This is a genomic window from Colwellia sp. 1_MG-2023, from assembly GCF_030546755.1.
In the GTDB taxonomy this organism is placed as follows: Bacteria; Pseudomonadota; Gammaproteobacteria; order Enterobacterales; family Alteromonadaceae; genus Thalassotalea_H.
In genome coordinates this window covers 130,127-151,425 of sequence record NZ_JAUOPE010000004.1, presented here as the reverse complement: position 1 = coordinate 151,425, position 21,299 = coordinate 130,127, and the positions used below count along the sequence as shown (strand labels likewise).

At 37.0% G+C, this 21,299-nt stretch carries 21 protein-coding genes; 9 read left to right on the top strand and 12 right to left on the bottom strand.

The genetic code is table 11. The features are described from left to right. The first annotated feature begins 48 nt into the window (after window positions 1–48). Entirely contained in the window at window positions 49–1,539 is a 1,491-nt protein-coding gene (locus tag Q4493_RS06135; protein ID WP_303450357.1) for an MFS transporter, read from the top strand. A 109-nt stretch (window positions 1,540–1,648) separates the two neighbouring features. Here the strand turns inward: Q4493_RS06135 and Q4493_RS06130 are convergent, their stop codons facing one another. Next, window positions 1,649–2,671 (bottom strand): LacI family DNA-binding transcriptional regulator, encoded by a 1,023-nt coding sequence (locus Q4493_RS06130; RefSeq protein WP_303450354.1) that lies wholly within the window; start codon window positions 2,669–2,671, stop codon window positions 1,649–1,651. A gap of 86 nt (window positions 2,672–2,757) precedes the next feature. Beyond that, window positions 2,758–3,807 carry a glycosyltransferase family 9 protein gene (locus Q4493_RS06125; protein WP_303450352.1) on the bottom strand — a complete coding sequence of 350 codons (1,050 nt, stop codon included), beginning with the start codon at window positions 3,805–3,807 and terminating at the stop codon, window positions 2,758–2,760. 65 nt (window positions 3,808–3,872) lie between these two features. On the opposite strand from Q4493_RS06125, the gene Q4493_RS06120 reads away from it, so the two are divergent. Next, window positions 3,873–4,616 (top strand): 3-deoxy-D-manno-octulosonic acid kinase, encoded by a 744-nt coding sequence (locus Q4493_RS06120; protein WP_303450349.1) that lies wholly within the window; start codon window positions 3,873–3,875, stop codon window positions 4,614–4,616. A gap of 75 nt (window positions 4,617–4,691) precedes the next feature. Here the strand turns inward: Q4493_RS06120 and Q4493_RS06115 are convergent, their stop codons facing one another. After that, complete coding sequence (locus Q4493_RS06115; RefSeq protein ID WP_303450346.1) at window positions 4,692–5,354, bottom strand: TetR/AcrR family transcriptional regulator; 663 nt, start codon at window positions 5,352–5,354, stop codon at window positions 4,692–4,694. A 185-nt stretch (window positions 5,355–5,539) separates the two neighbouring features. Here Q4493_RS06115 and coaD point away from each other — a divergent pair, with 185 nt between their 5' ends. Further along, window positions 5,540–6,022 (top strand): pantetheine-phosphate adenylyltransferase, encoded by a 483-nt coding sequence (gene coaD, locus Q4493_RS06110; protein WP_303450343.1) that lies wholly within the window; start codon window positions 5,540–5,542, stop codon window positions 6,020–6,022. A gap of 73 nt (window positions 6,023–6,095) precedes the next feature. Then, the gene (locus Q4493_RS06105; RefSeq protein ID WP_303450340.1) at window positions 6,096–6,587 is read left to right on the top strand and encodes a DUF6491 family protein; all 492 of its coding nucleotides are present in this window, start codon (window positions 6,096–6,098) and stop codon (window positions 6,585–6,587) included. 8 nt (window positions 6,588–6,595) lie between these two features. Here Q4493_RS06105 and mutM read toward each other — a convergent pair whose 3' ends face one another. From mutM to Q4493_RS06090, 3 genes are read right to left on the bottom strand one after another with little or no spacing between them, the layout of a single operon-like run. After that, window positions 6,596–7,411 (bottom strand): bifunctional DNA-formamidopyrimidine glycosylase/DNA-(apurinic or apyrimidinic site) lyase, encoded by an 816-nt coding sequence (gene mutM, locus Q4493_RS06100; RefSeq protein ID WP_303450337.1) that lies wholly within the window; start codon window positions 7,409–7,411, stop codon window positions 6,596–6,598. A gap of 20 nt (window positions 7,412–7,431) precedes the next feature. Continuing rightward, window positions 7,432–8,334 (bottom strand): RimK family alpha-L-glutamate ligase, encoded by a 903-nt coding sequence (locus tag Q4493_RS06095; RefSeq protein WP_303450335.1) that lies wholly within the window; start codon window positions 8,332–8,334, stop codon window positions 7,432–7,434. A gap of 10 nt (window positions 8,335–8,344) precedes the next feature. Beyond that, window positions 8,345–8,842: a hypothetical protein gene (locus tag Q4493_RS06090; RefSeq protein ID WP_303450333.1), complete on the bottom strand. Its 498-nt coding sequence runs from the start codon at window positions 8,840–8,842 to the stop codon at window positions 8,345–8,347. Between the two features lie 143 nt (window positions 8,843–8,985). On the opposite strand from Q4493_RS06090, the gene Q4493_RS06085 reads away from it, so the two are divergent. The 4 genes from Q4493_RS06085 to Q4493_RS06070 all read left to right on the top strand — a co-directional run bounded on the left by Q4493_RS06085 (window position 8,986) and on the right by Q4493_RS06070 (window position 14,369). After that, window positions 8,986–10,731 carry a DUF885 family protein gene (locus tag Q4493_RS06085; protein WP_303450330.1) on the top strand — a complete coding sequence of 582 codons (1,746 nt, stop codon included), beginning with the start codon at window positions 8,986–8,988 and terminating at the stop codon, window positions 10,729–10,731. Between the two features lie 218 nt (window positions 10,732–10,949). Beyond that, entirely contained in the window at window positions 10,950–12,107 is a 1,158-nt protein-coding gene (locus Q4493_RS06080) for a DUF547 domain-containing protein (RefSeq protein ID WP_303450327.1), read from the top strand. Between the two features lie 238 nt (window positions 12,108–12,345). Beyond that, window positions 12,346–13,503, top strand: a complete 1,158-nt coding sequence (locus tag Q4493_RS06075) for a DUF547 domain-containing protein (protein WP_303450324.1) — start codon at window positions 12,346–12,348, stop codon at window positions 13,501–13,503. A gap of 167 nt (window positions 13,504–13,670) precedes the next feature. Next, window positions 13,671–14,369, top strand: coding sequence for an SOS response-associated peptidase family protein (locus tag Q4493_RS06070; protein ID WP_303450322.1), 699 nt, complete (start codon window positions 13,671–13,673; stop codon window positions 14,367–14,369). Between the two features lie 303 nt (window positions 14,370–14,672). On the opposite strand, the gene Q4493_RS06065 is transcribed toward Q4493_RS06070, so the two are convergent. The 5 genes from Q4493_RS06065 to ubiE all read right to left on the bottom strand — a co-directional run bounded on the left by Q4493_RS06065 (window position 14,673) and on the right by ubiE (window position 20,634). After that, window positions 14,673–15,353 carry a hypothetical protein gene (locus Q4493_RS06065; RefSeq protein ID WP_303450319.1) on the bottom strand — a complete coding sequence of 227 codons (681 nt, stop codon included), beginning with the start codon at window positions 15,351–15,353 and terminating at the stop codon, window positions 14,673–14,675. Window positions 15,354–15,531: 178 nt separating this feature from the next. After that, window positions 15,532–17,448 (bottom strand): alkaline phosphatase family protein, encoded by a 1,917-nt coding sequence (locus Q4493_RS06060; protein WP_303450316.1) that lies wholly within the window; start codon window positions 17,446–17,448, stop codon window positions 15,532–15,534. Window positions 17,449–17,577: 129 nt separating this feature from the next. After that, window positions 17,578–19,143 (bottom strand): ubiquinone biosynthesis regulatory protein kinase UbiB, encoded by a 1,566-nt coding sequence (gene ubiB / locus Q4493_RS06055; RefSeq protein WP_303450312.1) that lies wholly within the window; start codon window positions 19,141–19,143, stop codon window positions 17,578–17,580. A gap of 24 nt (window positions 19,144–19,167) precedes the next feature. Then, window positions 19,168–19,809, bottom strand: a complete 642-nt coding sequence (locus Q4493_RS06050; RefSeq protein ID WP_303450309.1) for an SCP2 domain-containing protein — start codon at window positions 19,807–19,809, stop codon at window positions 19,168–19,170. A 33-nt stretch (window positions 19,810–19,842) separates the two neighbouring features. Further along, a complete protein-coding gene (gene ubiE / locus Q4493_RS06045; protein ID WP_303450306.1) occupies window positions 19,843–20,634 on the bottom strand; it encodes a bifunctional demethylmenaquinone methyltransferase/2-methoxy-6-polyprenyl-1,4-benzoquinol methylase UbiE in 792 nt (263 codons plus the stop codon). 163 nt (window positions 20,635–20,797) lie between these two features. On the opposite strand from ubiE, the gene Q4493_RS06040 reads away from it, so the two are divergent. Continuing rightward, complete coding sequence (locus Q4493_RS06040) at window positions 20,798–21,022, top strand: hypothetical protein (RefSeq protein WP_303450303.1); 225 nt, start codon at window positions 20,798–20,800, stop codon at window positions 21,020–21,022. A 57-nt stretch (window positions 21,023–21,079) separates the two neighbouring features. Here the strand turns inward: Q4493_RS06040 and Q4493_RS06035 are convergent, their stop codons facing one another. Then, on the bottom strand, window positions 21,080–21,286 hold the full coding sequence (locus Q4493_RS06035; RefSeq protein WP_303450300.1) for a zinc ribbon domain-containing protein: 207 nt from the start codon (window positions 21,284–21,286) through the stop codon (window positions 21,080–21,082). Window positions 21,287–21,299: the final 13 nt, after the last annotated feature.

Genomic DNA, 21,299 nt, shown 5'->3' with positions numbered 1-21,299 from the left:
TTTAGTTCAAGTCAGCCCAACGAAAGTAGATAGGTACAAGATATAATAATGACGACAACAGCCATACCAACACAACACAAACCAACACTCAGTTTCTGGCAAATATGGAACATCAGTTTTGGCTTTTTAGGCGTACAGTTTGGCTTCGCCTTACAAAATGCCAACGCCAGTAGAATTCTGTCAGATCTAGGCGCTGATTTACATTCACTTTCATTATTTTGGTTAGTCGCTCCCATCATGGGATTGATAATTCAACCCATTGTTGGTTCAGCGTCTGATAGAACTTGGAATCGAATTGGACGACGTAGCCCTTATATTCTAATGGGAGGGGCTGCTGCCGCAATTGGTATGTTATTAATGCCAAATTCAGCGACTTTGGCTAGCTTTATTACTCCGCTATTTTTTGGCGCTATGATGCTAGCGGTAATGGATGCTTCTTTTAATGTTGCCTTTCAACCATTTCGCGCCTTGGTATCTGACATGGTGCCGGATGAACAACGCACCTTAGGGTATTCGATACAATCCTTTTTAATCAATATTGGCGCTGTCTGTGGTTCAATTTTACCTTTCGTGTTGACCAATGTTATTGGCTTAGACAACACCGCAGCTACGGGTGAAGTTGCTCCTTCAGTAATTTGGGCGTTTTATCTTGGCGCCAGTGTGATGTTTGGCTCGGTTTTATGGACAGTGTTGCGTACTAAAGAATATGCGCCGGGTGAATTTGGCTTAGCGCCTTTAGAAAACGCCAAACAACAAGGTTCACTTTTTAGTAAAATTGGTGAATTCATTGGTCTGATGAAATCTATGCCCAAAACCATGAAACAACTTGCTGTTGTCCAGTTTTTCTCATGGTTCGCTTTGTTCATTATGTGGGTTTATACCATGCCGGCTATTGCTCAACATATATGGGGGGTAGAGGCTAAATGGTTCGATCCTGATTACTTAGCCAGTGTTACAGAAGTTCCTGCTCATATTGCAGCCGCTAAAGGTACCGCTGGAGATTGGGTCGGTATTATCTTTGCTGCTTATTCACTTTTTGCGGCTATTTTCTCGATATTTTTGGCTAAAATTGCGAAAAAACTTGGTCGAAAGCTGACTTATTCTTTGTCATTAATGGCCGGTGGCATAGGCTACTTAAGCATCTTTTTCTTACATGACGCGACCATTACCACAGTGAATTTATACATTACCCAAATTGATGTGCCACAAGGTGCTGTCTCATTATTTCTCCCTATGATAGGCGTTGGTATTGCTTGGGCAGCTATTTTGGCTATGCCTTATGCGATTTTAGCTGGCAGTATTCCGATTAAACAAACGGGTGTTTATATGGGTATATTCAACTTTACTATTGCCGCACCTCAGATTGTTTCTGGTGTTTTTGCCGGTTGGATTTTAACCGCCCTGTTCGACAATCAAGCGATATACATTTTAATGATGGCCGGTACTGCAATGTTATTCGCGGCTGTTGCGGTATATTTTGTTAAAGATGGAGCCAATGCTAACCAAACATCCTCGCAGGATAACTCTGTTACGGTTTAAATTGGTTCACTCAAGTCTTTAATGCCACTAATAATAAAGCCCTATAATATGCGTTATAGGGCTTTTTTTAGTTTCAATGAACGGCTGTTTTATTTTCTGCTTGGAGTCATTAACTACCGCATGATTTACGGATCATAAGTTTGGTTGGCATTAACGTTGTCGCTGGGCTCTCACCATGGATAAGCGCAATTAAATTATCCACTAACACTTCACCCGCTAAAGTTGTGTCTTGTTTCGCCGTAGTTAATGCCGGAATAGTGAAACTTGCCACCGCAATATCGTCAAAACCCACCACAGCCACTTGCTCAGGAATTTTAATATTATGCTCTTGCAGAGCACGCATAGCACCGATAGCAATTAAATCGCTGGCACCGAAAATAGCATCAAAAGGGATGTTTTTTTCAATTAACTGGCAAGCCGCTTGATAGCCTGATTCTTCAATAGAAATAGCGTCTATTTGTAACTCACTTATCACAGATAACTTATTATCGGTCAGTGCTTTACAATGACCATTATAGCGTTCTAAAAATTCAGGAGCGTGACTTGATGCGTCGCCTAAAAAGGCAAAGTTTTTCCGACCATTTTTAATCACATGCTCAGTCACTTGATAACCACCATGAAAATTATCACAACCGACAGAAACAATTTTTTCATCAGCAACATCAGCACCCCAACGCACAAAGTGAGTGTTTTGTTCGCTTAATTTTGTCAAGGTTTCTTGATAATCAACAAAGTCTCCATAACCTAATAATATTAAGCCATCCGCCTTTTTGCTGTCTTCAAAATCAGCATGCCAATCATCACTTAGTTGTTGAAAGGAAACTAAAAGATCGTACCCCTTTTGTGCACAAGCCCGGGTAATACTTCCAAGCATGGATAAAAAGAAAGGGTTAATCAACGAATCATCGTTAGTTGGATCTTCAAACAGCAATAATGCAATGGTATCACTTTGCTGTGTTCGAAGACTGCTGGCATGCTTATCTACTTTATAATTAAGTTCTTGGGCGATCGCTTGAACTTTAAGACGAGTTTCTTCATTCACTAACGGACTATTACGAAGTGCTCTTGAAACAGTTGATTGTGAAACACCAGCCCGATAGGCAATATCAAATGATGTGGCTTTAGACATCATGTAAGCTCATTAAGTAAAACTAAAATTATATTACCTGAGTGAATAATTTAAGTACATAGTCTATTTTAAAGCCACGCTTAACTAAGCTATTGTAATTCTGGGTAATGATCTGCAATAACTTGTTTTATTTTATCTTTCACTTGACCAACGGTAATCGCATTCATTAAGCCATGCCCTTTCGCACGAATTCCCCAAGGCAATTGAGCTAAAGGGGTTTTATATTGCTGTTGAATCGAACTTTGATAACAACTCACCACATAGTCTTTATAAAGATAGGGACCAGTACGATATGGATTAGAATGAGCATACAAACCTATTACCGGTGTTCCTACTGTTACAGCCATATGAGCAGGACCAGTATCAGGCGCAATCACCACATGAGCGAGTTTTAAAATAGCCAGCAATTGCTTAAGCGACGTTTCGCCAACCAAATTGGTTAATGAATGTTGACTCAAAGCATTAATTTCTTCGGCTAATAATTTCTCTGCTGTTGTCGGGCCGCCACAAATCACCACATCAAATCCACGTTCAATAAAGTGATCCGCTATTTTTGCATAGCCTTCACTATGCCAATTACGCTCTGCTTTGCTGGCGGCTGGCGAAATAATCGCAATAGGTTTAGTCGATGATATTGCTTCACTGGCCCACAGTTGATCTTCATCTGATATTGGCATTTTCCATGATGGCGCTTTAGTTTTCACCCCTAAAGCCTTTGCGAAACCTAAAAAGCCATCAAGGACATGTGGATTTTTTTGTGGCAATATTTTTTGATTGGTAAATAACCATTGCCCTTCTTTAGCGCGTAAACGATCAAAGCCTATTTTCACTTTTGCCGAAATGCAAAGGCTCGCTAAACTTGCTCTTAATGCCACTTGCATATGAAGTAGCACATCAAATTTTCGTCCTTTTAAAGTTTGACGTAAATCTAAATAGCCTTGCAAACCCGCCCTTTTATCAAAAATAACAAACTCAACCCCATCAAGGCCTGCTAATAAAGAGGCTTCAATTTTACCAATCACCCAGGTAATTTTTGTAGTTGGGTATTGAGCTTGAATTTGTTGTACCATAGCCACGGCATGACAAACGTCACCAATGGCGGAAAGTCGCAATAAACATAAATTTTTTGGCGCTGTCATTTGACCCAGCATAAAGGAATCACCACAATAGTTGGCTGATAAATTAATTTAATAGGTACATTATCTTGAACCCATCGGCAATTGTAAAACCCTGTCAGGAAAAAATTATTCAACAAGGCGATAATTATTATTGTTTTGATGAAAACGCGATTGCAGATTTTAATATAAATATGCTTTCGCCCGACTATTGGCAGCAGCAAGAAGCGATTACAGGCACTGCACAAGGCCGTGGCACAACCTATTTTATTAAACATATCAACGATGAATGGGTGTTACGTCATTATTATCGTGGCGGCCTGATTGGTAAATTAATCAATGACCGTTATTTATTTACCGGCTTTAACACCAGTCGCGCAGCACTTGAATTTAGTTTATTAAAAACCTTATCAACATTAAATCTACCAGCCCCTAAGCCAATTGCTTATCAGGTAAAAAAATCAGGGCTAAGCTATCGAGCAGATATTTTAACCGCTCGAATTACCCATGCTCAAGATCTTGTCGCTAGTTTAACTAAGCGTAATATTGAAGAACAAACTTGGTATAACATTGGTCGCTGCATCAAAAATTTTCATCAGCATGGCATTTATCATCACGACTTAAATGCCCATAACATTTTACTCGATAAAGACAATAAGATTTGGTTAATTGATTTTGATCGAGGCGAGCAACGACAACCGGTAAAACAATGGCAACAAGCGAATTTAGATCGGCTGTTACGTTCATTCAACAAAGAAAAAAATCAATTAGCTGACTTTCATTGGCATACCAATGATTGGCAAATATTACTTGAAGGTTATTTGTCGGTATAAACAACTTATCCGCAAAATTGTGCGGATAAGTTCTATAAGTCGTTTGTTAATTTTATTGCGTAGAAAGGTAACTAATTAAGCGGCAACTAACGCGTCTTTATGACGTTGTTGATACATAGTTCGAGCTTCTAAAAAGTCTGCTTTTGCCGATTCTGTAATATAAGGACGTAAAAGCACTAATATTTTCAAAACACCTTCTAAAAATACCGAATCATTAATTTCGGTGTTTTCATTTTGTGTTTGATAAAAGCTTAACCAGAAGGTATTGATCAATCGTAAGATACTCACAATATCCGCAAGTTCATCGTCGTTAAAATCCATCATATCCGCTTCACGTAACGACACTAACATTTCGCTTAAACGCTGACTAATGGTGTGCTGAACTTCAACATATTTACCATGTAACAATGGATTTTTTGCCAACAAAACGGGTAAGTTAGCGTAAAAGAAGCGAAATTTCATTAAGGCTTGGAATACCGCATCCATATATAAAATAATGGTATCAAGCGGCTTCATATCAGGGGTAACTTGCGGGAAAGTATCGAGTAACAAGTTACGCGCATATTCTTCATAAATTGACAAAATAATGTCTTCTTTATTGCGAAAATGATAATACAAATTTCCAGGACTAATGCTTAAATGGGCTGCAATATGATTAGTAGTTACGTTTCGTTCACCTTGCTCGTTAAATAACTCGATACTGGCTTGAATTATTTTATCACGGGTTTTCATGCTCATTTACTTCTGCTTGATTAGTCGATTTCTCTATCATACTATCAAATTTCCTTAGATTGAAAGCCTTTTTCGAGTAAATACTTTAACGTTTGCGCTTCTATTTAGATAATATTGTACTAACTTAGTTGTCATCGACTTAATCTAGCCCTTACAATGGAGAAAATTACGTTAAGAACTTTGATCAAATCATGACAGTAAAAGCTATTTATCCCGGTACCTTCGATCCTGTAACCAATGGCCATGCCGATTTAATTGAACGTGCCAGCCGTTTATTCGATGAGGTTGTTGTCAGTGTTGCCGCTAGTCCAAGTAAACAACCGCGCTTTGATTTAGCACAACGTGTTGCAATGCTCGAAGAAGTCACACGAGATTTAACTAATGTCACTGTCGTTGGCTTTAGTGGTTTATTAGTGAATTTTGCGAAAACTCATCAAGCCAATGTGTTGATTCGAGGTCTAAGAGCAGTTTCAGATTTTGAATATGAATTTCAATTAGCAAACATGAATCGCCGACTGTCGCCTGATTTAGAAAGTGTCTTTTTAACACCGTCAGAAGAAAATTCATTTATTTCCTCAACCCTAGTGAAAGAGGTTGCGCTTCATCAAGGTGATGTTAGCCAATTTGTTCACCCCGTTGTTGAAAAAGCTTTAACTGAAAATAACTCAGCTTGATAACGGTTTAATCGAATATATTGATAAAAAATACTAATATTGGGGTTATCACGTTTAATTAAATAGGCAAATTATGAAATTAATGACTGTTATTCTTACTATATTTCTCTTCATGAGCGCTTGTGCGTCTAATAATAACGCCATAGAAAAAGCGAAGAATGCCGCATTTAAAGACTATGTAACTAGCCAAAATATTGAGCCGGTTAATAGAGTGTCACGCTTTAGGTTTCAGGGCTGGTCAAGTTTAACCAATGATTTTTTAATTCTATCTTCAACTCATAAACGAAAGTTTTTAATTGAATTAACCGGTTATTGTTCTGACATTCGTTGGGCCCATGCCATTATTTTAAATCGCTTAAATACCGCTACCTTAAATGCGCGTTCAGATTCTATTTCGACGGTTGAAGCGCCAAACATTCATTGTCGAATCCAAACCATTTATCCGTTAACTTTAGAGCAACTTGCCGATATTCGTGCAATTGATAACCCTGAAGAAAATAAAGCAGATAAAGAAGAAAGTGCGGAAATTCAAGCAGCATCAACTGACGAAGCTAAGCCAAATTAACCTTAGCTTTACTCATGTTGACAACTTGGACAAAAAACCGAACTGCGATTCGCTTGTCGGATTTCTTCTAGCGTTTCCTGACAAGTAAAACATTTCTCGCCGGCACGCCCATACACTTGTAGCTTTTGGGCAAAATACCCAGGTCGGCCGTCTACTTGAGTAAAGTCTTTTAATGTTGTGCCGCCTTGTGCAATCGCATCCGCCAATACGTTTTTAATGATATCAGTTAAAGTATTTAGCCGTTTTTCAGATAAGTTACCTGCTAAAGCCGTGGGCAAAATACCCGCTTTAAATAACGCTTCGTTGGCGTAAATATTTCCCACACCAACAACAACTGGGTTCGACATTAAAAATGTTTTAATCGGCACCTTTCTATTTTTGGCTTTGTTAAATAAATAACCATGAGCAAAATCATCACTTAATGGCTCAGGCCCTAATTTACTGAGAAACCCTTGTTCATCAACATGGTCAGCAAGCCACAATACCGCGCCGAATCGTCTTGGATCATTTAAACGTAATGCTTTGTTATTAGCAAAGACCAAATCAAAATGATCATGTTTCGCCACAGGTGTTTTGGCATCAATAACGCGAATAGTGCCTGACATCCCTAAATGAATTAACAGCGTGCCATGGCTAAATTCAATCATTAAGTATTTAGAGCGGCGCTTAATCGCTAACACGTTTTTACCCACCAAACTTTGCACTTCATCTGGAATAGGCCAACGTAATTGTTTATGACGTACAACAACGTCAACCACTTGTTGATTAATGATATGGGGAGTGATGCCTAAACGACACACTTCAACTTCTGGTAATTCAGGCATTTATTTCATTCTTTTTTAAGTTATAAGGCAAGATGTTGCATTCGTTTTACAAAGGCTTGTGCAAACCGAAGCGGTGATTGATCATCCATATTAAAATATAACGACGGTTCAATCAGTTCAGCTTCCATCAAGGCAAAGCCCTTTTGATGACGTACAAAATCAACGCGCGCATACAATGGCATGTTAAATAAGTCACTGATCGCCCTCATACATTGCTTTGCATGTTCTACTAATGCTGACTCGGGATCAATCGTTGTCAAACGTCCGCCATGCTCCTCTTGCACGCGAAAATCATTCGCTTTCGGTGTTTTTAATATGGCATGACTATATTCGCCATTAAAATAAAATAATGAATATTCACCTTCAGTTACAATATGTTCCATAAAAGGTTGGATCATAAAATCACGATCACGAAAAGCTTCATTAATAGCAGCAAGCGACTGTTTTGCATTGGCTTTGGTTAGCCAAAAAGTATTATCGGCATTAGCACTAATACGGGGTTTTAACACAATTTGCTCTTGGCCAAAATCGGTAAAATACTGATTTAAATCATCTTCGGTGATTGATGCTTTGGCCTGCAGTGAATCTCGCCACAATGTTGGCACTAAATTAACGTCACGTTCTGCTAATGCTTTAAGGTAAATCTTATCGATATTCCAGCGAACAATGGCTAAATTATTTTCTAAATGCGCAGTAGATTGTTCAATATCTTCAAGCACTTTTATAAAGGCTTCAGCATCTTCTTGATAATCCCAAGGCGTACGAATAATCACAGCATCATAGTTATCCCAATTAACATTTTTTGCTCGCCATGAAACCACCTCGACTTGCCAACCAAGCGCCAATAAATGCGGCTCAATTAAATGATCATAAGCCTCAAAATCATCTAATTTATCCATTGATAAAACAGCGCATAACTTCATAGTAAAAACCTTAATTTCCAAATATTTGCAGGGGTAATAATTGTGAATAAATCTGTAGCGGTAACGCCGACCAAAGTTTAGTTTGATGATTGAAAATCAGCAACTCATACTCAGTTGTATGCAAGCTTAATAATAAAGCGTGCGGTTGGCTTGCTAATTCAACACTAACAATAAGCGCTAATTGCTCATCAATTCCAATTGGTGCGTCAACAGGAGTGGCTATACTTTTTTGCCAGGTCATCATCATTTGCTCGAGTGCTTGCCCCGAAATATTTGCAGGAATTGCTCGCCACGTTTTCCCAATGCGCTCTATCTTTATTTGTTGATTAACCGTTAACGTTAACACTACGGCATTATCACCTAAAATGGGGGTTTCTTGCCGTGTTTGCTGTTCAGTATTTTCCGCCGAACTAAACACGTTATCATGGGTTGCGTTTATCAATAAAATAAAGCCCAATACCGCAAAAATAATAACGTTATTCCAACCGGCACGTGAAAACTTAATCATAATGCATACCTAACCGAACCCTAAATTTCGCAACAAATTATGAACACATGATACGAAACTAACTCACAAAGCGCAGCGATTATTTTCATTAATTACCTTATAATGACCACAACAATAACAATCCCCCTAAAAGGTTAATTACAATGAGCAACTATGCAAAAAACACTTGGTTTAGCGTGTTAATAGCGCTTGCGGTAAGCTTTTCAGCGCAAGCTGTTGATAACAGTGCCAGCCAACAATTTAAACAATTAATTGATGAACATTGGCAAACCGCCAATAAAGAGCAGATTTTTTTCCGCAAAGACCCCGATGCATTTCGCATGAATGGTAAATTGCCTGATATGTCAAAAGCAGGCCGTGAACGACGTGAAAAATACAATCAAACGTTATTAACACGATTGGCAAAAATAAACGTTAATGAGTTATCGAGTGAAGACCAAATCACTTATCGATTATTTAAATATGAACGTCAAACTGAAGCCAATAGCTACCAACAACTTGATCACCTATACCCATTAAATTACTACTCAGGGTTTGATAGTTACTTTGCCGGCGCTCCTGCGAATATGTCGTTTTTAACCAAGCAAGATTATCAAAATTACTTAGTCAGTTTGGCCGACTTCCCACGTTACAACCAAGAGCATATTGTGTCATTAAAAGAAGCGATTTCTGTTGGCCATGTTCATTACTGTGAAACGTTTAGTAAATATCATAAAGGCATTAGTCAGCACATTGTCGATAACGTAAAGCAAAGTGTTTTTTACGCCCCACTTGCCAATATTCCTGCTAATTTTTCCGCACAAGATAAGCAGCACTTTCGTGAAGCTGGATCTAAACTGATAGAAGATTCGATCATTCCAGAATATAAAAAATTCTATGAATTTTTCACCAAAGAATACATGGCCAACTGTCGTAGCAAAGTCGGCATAAGCGAGTTAGCTGGCGGTAAAGACTATTATAAATATTTAATCGAGTTTTATACCACCACAGATATGACGGCTGACGAAATACATCAATTAGGGTTAGATGAAGTCAAACGTATCCGTGAAGAAATGCAAACCATCATTAAACAAGTAGGTTTTAAAGGTGACTTTAAGGCTTTTATTGAATTTTTACGAACTGATGAGCAATTTTATACAACAACAGAGCGCGATTTACTCGAAAAGGCCAGTTACATCACGCGTAAAATGGCGGCACAATTGCCAAAATGGTTCACCAAATTACCACAACAAACCTTTGATATAAAATCGGCTCCTAATGGCGGCGCATATTACGTTGCATCAGACGGTAGTGGCACGACATCGGGTACTTACTTTTTAGATACCAAAGATTTAAAAAGTCAGCCACTTTACACCTTAGAAGCGTTAACCTTTCATGAAGCAGAGCCTGGTCATCATTTTCAAAGCGCTATTGCTCAAGAAGTGGATATGGCAGAATTTAGAAAAACCTTATATCACGCAGCTTATGGTGAAGGTTGGGGGTTATATTCAGAAAGACTTGGAAAAGAAATTGGCTTTTATCAAGACCCATACAGCGACTTTGGCCGTTTAACCTATGAAGCGTGGCGCGCTTGTCGTTTAGTTGTTGATACTGGTATGCATGCCAAAGGTTGGTCTCGTCAACAAGCGATCGACTATTTAGCCGAAAATACCGCATTAAGTATGGCGGATGTTATTGGACAAATTGACCGCTACATTAGCTGGCCAGCACAAGCCTTATCATACAAAATTGGTGAAATTAAAATCAGACAATTACGTGCTTTAGCTGAAGCAGAATTAGGCGATAAATTTAATATCCGTAAATTTCACGATCAAATGCTTAAAAACGGCAGCTTACCGTTAGCCCTGTTAGAAGAACTCACCAAAGATTGGATTGCACAACAAAAGTAACCTTTCTTGATCAACCTGATATGAAAATAGTTATTTTCATATCAGGCATTCACACTACAAGCAGCAGTATAATATTATGGCAAAATCAATTTTATTGAATACCTTTGTAAGCCATTTAATACATAGCCTCAATTGTGTTTAATTAATATACTATTGTGATCTACGCAAAGATAATTTACCGTTACTTATCAAATTTATAATCGCTACAGGAAGTTAATATGAATTTCACCAAAGTATTACTGCTAACATTTATGTTTTTATTGAGTTTAGATGCTCTAGCACTCGATAAAAAAACGTTAGAAAAGTTTAGTAAATATGATAATAATTCTGAGTTTGTCATCATTTATGACGATGTAGAAGCTATATTAAAAGCCTCGGTATTATATATGGGTAATTCTACTCGACAAAAAGCTAAAAAATCTAAAGGAAGCATCGGCACTCGTTTTAGAAACAAAGTGAAAACGTTAACCGACTTAGAAGGTAATCGTTTTCATTATGAAGCATTTGATACCCCTGAAAAAATTCAGTTAATGACCAATGTTAGAAAAAGTTTAGAATTGCTACCAAGCAACTCACCATTACACTTTTTCTCTAAAGATGAACAACTCGCCTATTGGCTCAACCTTTACAACATTTCACTTATTGAACAGTTATTACTTATTTATCCTCGCAGAAATCTCGAATCGCTCACCGAAAAAGGCCAATTGTTTGATCAAAAGAACTTACTCGTTGACGACGAGAAACTTAGTTTAAATGATATTAAAGCAATTGTTATTCACAACTTTGGCTACGACCCATTATTAATTTACGGCTTTCATCAAGGCTACATCGCAAGCCCTGATATCAGAAGAGAACCTTATACAGGTAAAAGAGTGTGGAAAATTTTAGAACGAAGCGCGAATTTATTTATCAATTCTAATCGCGGAACCTTTAGTGACGGTTCAAAAACTTTTAGAGTATCGAAACTGTATGAGCAAAACAAAGCATTCTTTAAAGATTTTGATGAAGATTTACGAGATCATTTAAAGAAATATTTAATTCGATCATATAAAAGTAAATTACTCGGAACCGACAAAATTGAAACAACTACCACTAATTGGAAAATTGCCGATTTATACGGTACGGAAAGAAAATATGGTGGCAGTGTATCAACAAGTTCGGCAGCACTTATCGGGGCATTTGTTGCAAAAGAAGGGAAGAATGAACATGTTTCATTTACCAATTCCGGCTATATGGACAGTAATATCACTAACTTCTCACCACTTAAAGGAAGATTTTCAGATGCTCAAATTGAAAAAATAAAAGCGATGATGAAAGTGCAAGAACTTAAAAAAGGCACAGTGACAATTAATGACGAAGAAGAAATAGATAACTAAGCAAAATAAACCTACGTTAAAAGTAAATAGGTCATAACAAAACGATAATATTAATTTATCGGCTTTGTTATGACTCTATTATTGCGACCTTTCTTAGGCTCAACTTTCATATTCATTTCTCACACTCGATATAATTCAATGTATTTCAATAACCTATTGATCAAAATCACTCTATTGAGAAACTCTTCATAATAAACTAATGTAATTCAGGATACTAAAATATATACAGGACGTTAACATGAAAATAACAAAAGTGATTTTGCTAATTACTACGACTTTTTTAAGTTTTAATACACTTGCAATCGATAAAAAAACCTTAGAAAAATTCAGTCAATACGATAATAATTCAGACTTCGTCATCATGTATGATGATGTCGATACATTATTACAAGCTTCTGTTTTATATATGGGTAATTCAACTCGACAACAAGCCAAACAATCAAAACCCTCGATAGGTACTCGTTTAAAAAATAGAGTAAAACCGTTGACTGAATTAGAAGGAAACCGATTTTTCTATGAAACCTTCGATACCCCAGAAAAGATCGCATTAATTAGTAATATTAGAAAGAGTTTAGAGCAAATACCAACAGACTCACCTTTGCACTTTTTTTCTAAAGATGAACAATTAGCCTACTGGTTGAATCTTTATAACCTGTCATTAATAGAACAACTAGTGCAAATTTACCCTAAAAAAAATATTCAATCGTTAATTGAAGAAGACAGCATATTGGATAAAAAACATTTAAGTGTTGCTAATGAAACATTAAGCTTAAATGACATTAAGACAATAGTAATAAATAACTTCGGCTACGACCCGTTATTAATTTACGGTTTTCATCAAGGAAACATCGCCAGCCCAGATATCAGAACTAAAGCTTATACCGGAAAAAAAGTTTGGAATAATCTAAAGCGAAATGCCAATGTGTTTATTAACTCTAACCGAGGTACGTTTGGTGGTGACTCAAATACTATGAGAGTGTCTTATCTTTATGAACAAAATAAAGCGTTCTTTAAAGACTTTGATGCGGACTTAAAAGCGCATTTAGCTAAGTATTTATTAAGATCATATAAAGATAAATTACTTGCAGCTAATCACATTAAAACTAACATAAAAAATTGGAATATTGCCGACTTATATGGCACGACTCGTGTTTATGGAGGCAGTGTAGCAACAAACTCGGCAGCATTAATTGATGCTTTTGTTTCAGCTCCCGGTGACGCATATATGAATACAGGCGCAATGAATGCCAATATATCTGAATATTCACCTTTGCGAACACGACTATCAACAGAACAAATGGATAAAATGGTGGCATTAATGAAAGTGCAAGAGCTTAGAAAGGGCACGGTAACTATCACTGACGAAGAATATGCAGAGGGTAATAAGCAACCTTAATTTATGTTATCAGCATAAAGTCTGAACAGTTATTAAAAGACTTCTATAGTTTAACTGTTTAGGCTTCGATGCTTTTCAATACAAGATAAGTTAATACTCAGCTACTAATGACTTTCTCATGTAAAATAAAATGCTAAGCTTTTTAAAAAAACAACAAGATTGTTATTATGTGCGGCAGATTTAATGCAACTTTTGATAGCGGGGTAAAAAAGCTTTATACCCGTTTAAATATCCATAGAGTTATCGATAAACCAATTGATAAACGTTTCGTTAAGGCGGCTGATAATGTCTCTATTGTCAGAAATAGAAACAATAGCAGAGTCGTAGAAAACGCTATTTGGTGGCTATTGCTCGAACAAACCGATGACAGCTTTAAGCCATCAAAATATACTTCGTTTAATACTCGTTATGATAAATTAAATACGCCAAGCAGCGCCGGCTACCAAGCCTTTCGCCATGCTCGTTGTATCGTCGCGGTAAAAGGATTTGGTGAAACTGAATTTAGCAATAAAAAGCCGATTCATTATTATGATATGCTAGCCGAAAATGGTGGGTTATTGCTCGGTGGATTGTGTCGAGATTGGCTACATCCCAAAACCGGCAAAGTAAAAACCTCTTGTTCAATTATTACCTTGCCCGCCCACGACAAACTCAAACATATCCACAGTAAGGCTATGCCATTAATTCTTCCCCAAGATGAGCAACTAGTGGATGATTGGTTAAATACTGAAATAACCAATGTAGAGTCATTTAACCCGTTATTAATGCCGCGAATACCGCAAAACATACTCGCCCAACAAATCGATAAACCAATGACACATCTGCCATTAGGTGAAAATGAATTAATCATCCAAGATGCGATGTGATAATTATTTGCCTAGTTAATTAATTTGACTTAGCCATAACTTAATCTAGCATTATTTAAATTAGCTTAAGACAAAATATGGCAGACGCCAAAGAGGGAAAAGCAAACTTTTAATTAAGGTGTTTTATGACAGTTTCTCCGACATAACAGTCGTTAGTAGCTCAACCAAAATAAATAGTTCAATTCACAGAGAAACATATTGGGATTATATTTTGTATGGGTAATGCTCTAATAAACGGCAAAAAATTGTTGAGGTACGAAACACAACCACTATATTTTTTCTTTATTTAACAGCACGTTATGCTTATATATCGCCGCTATCCATCTTGTTTATAATTAAACGCCTTAATTGATAATATGAGTCGGTTAAATAGCCTTGGCCGCCCTCATAATCCATGAAAGCGCCAGTAATTACAGAATATAGCCCCGTCCTTTGTAATCTAGATAAGGCAGATTCTAGCAAAGAAGGATTAAGTCCTAATTTATGCTGTACCTCATTTTCGAAATCAGTCCAAAATTTGCTACATCGTTGGAGCATATTTTCATTTTGAAGCTTTGGGTTATTGTTTTCAAAAACCTCTAGAATGAACAGGATATTCATTTCTCGAGTTGATAAGTCTTTTACTATTTGAAGTAACTCTTCATATTCATCAACTTTAGAAAAGCTATTCTGTTTGTAAGAAGAAATAAAGAGATCAGCCATTAGCTTTATTTTTTCTTTCTGTTGCGTAGCAGATACTGCTTTAGCAGTTTGTAAGTATGCGTGAATGAACTCTTCACTTTGAATTATTTCTTCCGTTAATTCTAAGTTACCTTCAATGAGTTCATTTATTAGAATTTCAAACCTTTCCTTCTTAATTCTATCAACACGTTCTTGAACGAGAATATCTAAAGTCCCACCACCAGGTACAAGTTGTGTAAGGGATCTAATATATGGATTACTAAAAATTCCTTCAGACGCTTTACTAACTAGATTCTTGCTCACAATTTTCCTTATAAACCTAATATCTTATTATGGAAACTTCTCAGTAATGTCCATCCATAATTTTGATTGTTTAATAGTTAATATTCCATAATTTCAATGAATTAGAAAGGTTAATGTGGAATGAAATAGAAATCACCTCGTTAATCTTATTTCAGCCATCTTAAGATAAGTTTGCCTGTTACTCTGCTAACTCATCTTTTGCGTGAAAGTTCACCGTATTGTTATCAGCACAAATCACACTGGCTTGCACAATATGTTCATCATCGGTCAAGGTGATCAACCCAATACCGCTGCCGTTATAAAGCGTATTGTCGTCAACATCATTGGGCTTTCTTACGCGTATTTTCATGCTTCTGCGCTTAGTAAACCAGTTGAGCGGTGAGTATGGCGCATATAAATAGCGATTTAATGTATCTAACCAACTCAGTAATTTAGCAGGAAACTGGTTTTTAATACCGCTACAGGTAATTTGCACAATTTTAGAGTTGCTGCGTTGAAAGCGATGAGTCACATCATAAACAAAAGAGTAATGAACATCGCCCGAAAGGATAATAAATTCAGGGGGTGTTTTTACATGACGAAAAATATTCAACATGACATTAGCCGTTCCAGAATGTGCCATCCAGTTTTCTGCATCCACCATTAAAGGTTGACCAAAAAAAGTGAATATTCGTTGAATGGTTTCTATCATTTTTACGCCATAAATGGGCGCTGGTGATACCAAAATAACTTTTGGTTCGTTGATCAATTCTTGTTGTAGCTCTGACAAGGCTTCCCAGTCCATTAAACCAGAAGGTTTAGATGCACGACTTTCTGAACGCCAGCGTTGCGTACGTGTGTCTAATACCACCACTTTTGGCGTTGTTGCTAAACTATAATGCCATTGCTGCCAATCAAGCAGTTTCTCTACTAATTCTGAGTGCTGATTAATGCCTTTGTCGGTAAAAAAGTTATCGCATTGCTCATTTAATGTGGTGAACTTTTTCGGGGCATTACCCCAGCCTTGGCAAAGCCAATAACTGATCAAGCTATTACCAATAATACGTTTCGAAAACGGATGGCCATAGGCTGCCTCTTCCCAACCTCGGGTTAAGTTCCAATCATCGGTGATGTCATGATCATCAAAAATCATGTAACTAGGAATATGCGCTAATGCACGTCTAACTTTAGGTAACCCACGAATAAAATCTTCTATAATGACTTGTTCTTGTTGATATTGCGTTTGATATTCGACGGGTATTTTCGCTTTCGAAAAATCAACCAATTGCCACAATTGTGGTGACCATACTAATAGGTACATGGCGATATTTTCAGAGAAAGTTACTAAATGATTTTTTGAATTAACCGAGGTGAAAATTGGTTTTTTACTGGCGGCAAAAAACGATTCATACAGCGCTTTATTCGCTTTGGTGTAAGGTAGTAATTGATCGCGTTGATAATAACAAAGCTCACTATTAAATAAACCGTCACTATCGTTTACTACCGCTCCTTGCCAGCTTTCGTGATATAAACCTAATAATTCAATAACTTGATGGATAGCGACTAACGTTGGGCCGGCCACGTCATCCGCATAAATTTGATCACCCGACATCATTAACATGGCTGGGCGTTCATCATCCCCTTCAAAACTATTAGCAATAACGTTATCAACTTGCTGCAAGCCATCAGTACTATCAAAGTGGGGTTTGCGGCATGAGCCGTGGAGCATAGTATTAATGTCACGAGTAATAATAAAGTTTGGAAGCTTTTCATCTTGATATAAAAATTCAGGCAGCTGCTCACTTATTGATTGAGCAACGCCGTCATCATTAAATTCAAAGTCATAATGAAGCAAAGTTTGGTAAGGGAGTGGCTGGTCAAAATCAATAGCAATGAGGTGAATAAACGCCTGTTGACCAATGGTGATTATCTGTTGTTCTTGTGACGTTAGAGCGCGATCAAACAGCGAAACATTATCGTGAAATAATTTAAAAGTTAAAGGAAAAGGTTTACTAGTTGCTAGCCAAAACGTTAGTTGATTGGCTTCAACGTGCCTGATAATAGGCCCTGACAGTAATGCTGGTAAAGTAGACAGTTTATTGATAATGAATTTCACTTATGATTCACACGTTATCGTAAGTGTATATCAAGGGAATTTACATTATCAATAGCTATTCTCAATGCGACTCTTGATAGTGCTTATACTAGAAAGGGTACTGAACAACGTACTCAGTAAGTCATAAAATCAGCTGAATATTATCGCCAAGCTAATTAGCAAAGCGCCAAATACAATAGCATAAATCACTTTTTGGTTATCTTGCTGCTGTTGCTGTTGCATTTGTTTGAGCAAAGCCACTTGCTCTAGTTGACTCTCTTTACCATGCTTTAAATAGTCATAAACGAGATCCGGCAACTCAGGTAATTTTTCATTCCAAAAGGGGATATTTTCTTTAATTTTATTGAAAACCGCTTTCACGCCCATTTGTTCTTTTACCCAATTTTCTAGAAACGGCTTTGCGGTTTGCCATAAATCTAATTGTGGATAAAGTTGACGACCAAGACCTTCGATATACAGCAAGGTTTTTTGCAACAACACCAATTGCGGTTGCACTTCCATATTGAAACGTCTTGCGGTGTTAAATAAATTAACCAATACCTGACCAAATGAAATTTCAGCCAATGGTTTATTAAAAATAGGTTCGCAAACCGTACGAATAGCAAACTCAAATTCGTCTACGCTTGTTCCGGCCGGCACCCAGCCAGAGTCGACATGTAACTGAGCAACTTTGCGATAATCTCTGTTGAAAAAGGCAACAAAGTTTTCGGCTAAATATCGTTTGTCATCTCGATTTAACGTACCGACAATACCACAATCGATGGCAATCCAAGTGGGATCTGCTGGCTTGGAAGCATCAACAAAAACATTACCAGGGTGCATATCAGCATGAAAAAAACTATCGCGAAAAACTTGGGTGAAAAATACTTCTACGCCACGCTCTGCTAATAGCTTCATATCAACATTTAAACGGTGAAGCTGCTCAATATCGGCAACACCAATACCATAAATGCGCTCCATAACCAGCACGTTTTTGCTACTATATTCACTATAAATATCTGGCACATAAAGAACGTGATCATTCTTTCGACCTTGGCTGAAATTACGCTTTAATTGAATGGCGTTAGCCGCTTCTCTATTTAAATCAAGTTCATCTAGAATCGTTTTTTTATACTCAGCAACCACTTCTTTGGGTCGTAATCGTTTACCGTCAGGAAGCCATCTTGAAAAAATTCCGGCAAACATCGCCATCACTTTAATGTCAGCATGGATCACTTTGTCAATGTTAGGACGTAAAACTTTAATGACCACTTGTTTAACTTGATCATCTTGTTTCAAAGTAGCGGTGTGAACCTGTGCGATGGATGCAGAGGCTAAAGGGGTTAAGTCAAAATCTTCAAACGAATGCAAAAACTCATCTTTGCCAATAGCATCAATAATTAATTGTTGGGCAATTTCACCATCAAATGCCGTTACTTGGTCTTGTAGTAAAGCTAGTTCATTTGAAAAATCGTCAGGTAATAAATCTCGTCTTGTTGATAACATTTGGCCAAATTTAATAAACACCGGGCCTAATGATTCAATCGCCAACCTAAAGCGTAATGCTAAGGCTTTATCTTTGTGTTTGTTCCGCATCCAAAACACACTAAAGCGAGCACATTTGATATACCAAGGAATAGATTTTTTTGGTAGCAATTCATCTAAACCAAAGTTTAAGAACGTTTTAACTATGCGATATAAACGAAAACTACTCACAACAATTCCTAATTAAACGATACATTAATAATTTTCCTGATTGGAAATGCTGAAGACGTTAGCGGATAACTTTGCCAGCCTTTGTTCTAAATCAGCCACTTCACGAGTCACTTCATTGACTTGTTGGTTAAATGCCGAAATTTGACTTTCAGTAACGACTAACCGTTTTTCATGTACCAACCACTCACTCGCATCTGCTTGAATTTGCTGACTGGCAAACGTTATTTTATCATTTAACCATAATGAAAATTGCGACAATTTATACGTTGGAATATCACCAATATGTTGAGCAAGCTCTGATTGCCAATCAATGGTTAATTGTTCAAAGACATTCGCAAATTGTTGAGCCACTTTAATATCACCCAAGATATCAAGTTTACCTTGTTTAATTAATTCAGTGAGTTGCTGCTCTTTTTGTAATTCAACCAAAGTTGAAATACTCGTTTTTAACTGGCAATCACTTCGCTCAGTTAACGTGGTCACTAACATCGCTTGCTGATTTATCGTGAAGCTAATCGGAAAGGCAAGTTCAGCTAATTCAAGGGTTAAGGTTTTTTGCTCTAACGGTGTTAATACTTGCAAGCCATGAATATTTAAAGACAAGGCTTTATTGAGTATTTTTTCTAATACCGAACAAAGGACTTGTTGATGCATAATTTGGCTCATATTCTCTGACTCAGCTTTACTCACTGACAAAAACTAAAATTTATAACCTTTATGTAAAGCAACCACACCGTCGGTTAGGTTTTTATAAGAGGTTTGCTCAAACCCCGCATCATCCATCATGCTTTTTAAGGTTTCTTGATCTGGATGCATACGAATAGATTCCGCTAAATATTGATAGCTTTCGCCATCTTTCGCAACTAAATCACCCATTTTCGGCAAAATATTAAATGAATAAAAATCATAAATTTTATTGATAATATCGTGCTCGGGCTTAGAAAATTCTAAAACAAGTAAACGACCACCCGGTTTTAAAACACGATACATTGAACGCAACGCCATTTCTTTATCGGTAACATTTCGTAAGCCAAAAGCAATGGTAATAATATCAAAGGTATTATCTTCAAACGGCAAATATTGTGCGTTGGCCTGTACATATTCGATATTTTGCACTAAGCCTTTATCACGTAATTTATCGCGACCAACATTGAGCATAGAACTATTAATATCAGCCAAAATCACCTTGCCTTCACGGCCAACAAGCTTAGAAAATTTTGCGGTTAAATCACCAGTTCCGCCGGCAAGATCTAATACTTTATTACCGGGTCTTACACCACTGGCATCAATAGTAAATCGTTTCCATAAGCGATGAATACCAAACGACATTAAATCGTTCATAACATCGTATTGTTGTGCGACAGAATGAAAAACACTGGCCACTTTCGACTCTTTTTCGTTTTTCTCAACGGTTTGGTAGCCAAAATGTGTCGTGTTTTCAGAATCAATTGAATCTTGCTGACTGACTGTGGGTTGTTCTGAAGATGACATAAGATTTTCACAAAGCTAAAAAATTAGCTGTAGTCTACCGTATTTTCCCTGAATAATTAACACTTCAAATCAAGTAAACTTGACAGCTATCTAAATTAGCAATGAACTTTTCTGTCTTGCTCACTTCTAAGCTAAATAAATGTTACCTAGTTAAGGAAATTTTATGTCATTTAAAAGCCTGTTACTTGCAGTTATTGGTTTATATCTATTGAGTGGTTGTTCAGCAAAGGAATTATATAATGCTGGTATAAAACAACAAGAAACACACTGTAATCAATATGTTGGTTCTGAAAAAGAACAATGCTTACGAGACATTAATCAAAAAAGTTATGATGTTTATCAGCAAGAACGCCAACAAGTCATCAAAGGTGATATTGAGGAGCAGTAAGGTTGAATGTTTAGTCTTAAATAGTGAACGTAAATCAATCACACTGCTCAATATTCATTAATGCGTAAATAAATCAAAAACATTACCTAACGTACTCGTTTTGCCACGATAAAACTCGGTATAAGTACAGTTTGAACAAATTACCGCCGTAAACTTTCGATTTTGCATATCAAAAATTTTTGACCAACCACTGCCCGTTGTTGCAATGGTGTCTGTTTCATATTCTTGGCAATCGCATTTTGGGCATTTCCAACCATTTGACATAGTCATTCCTTAA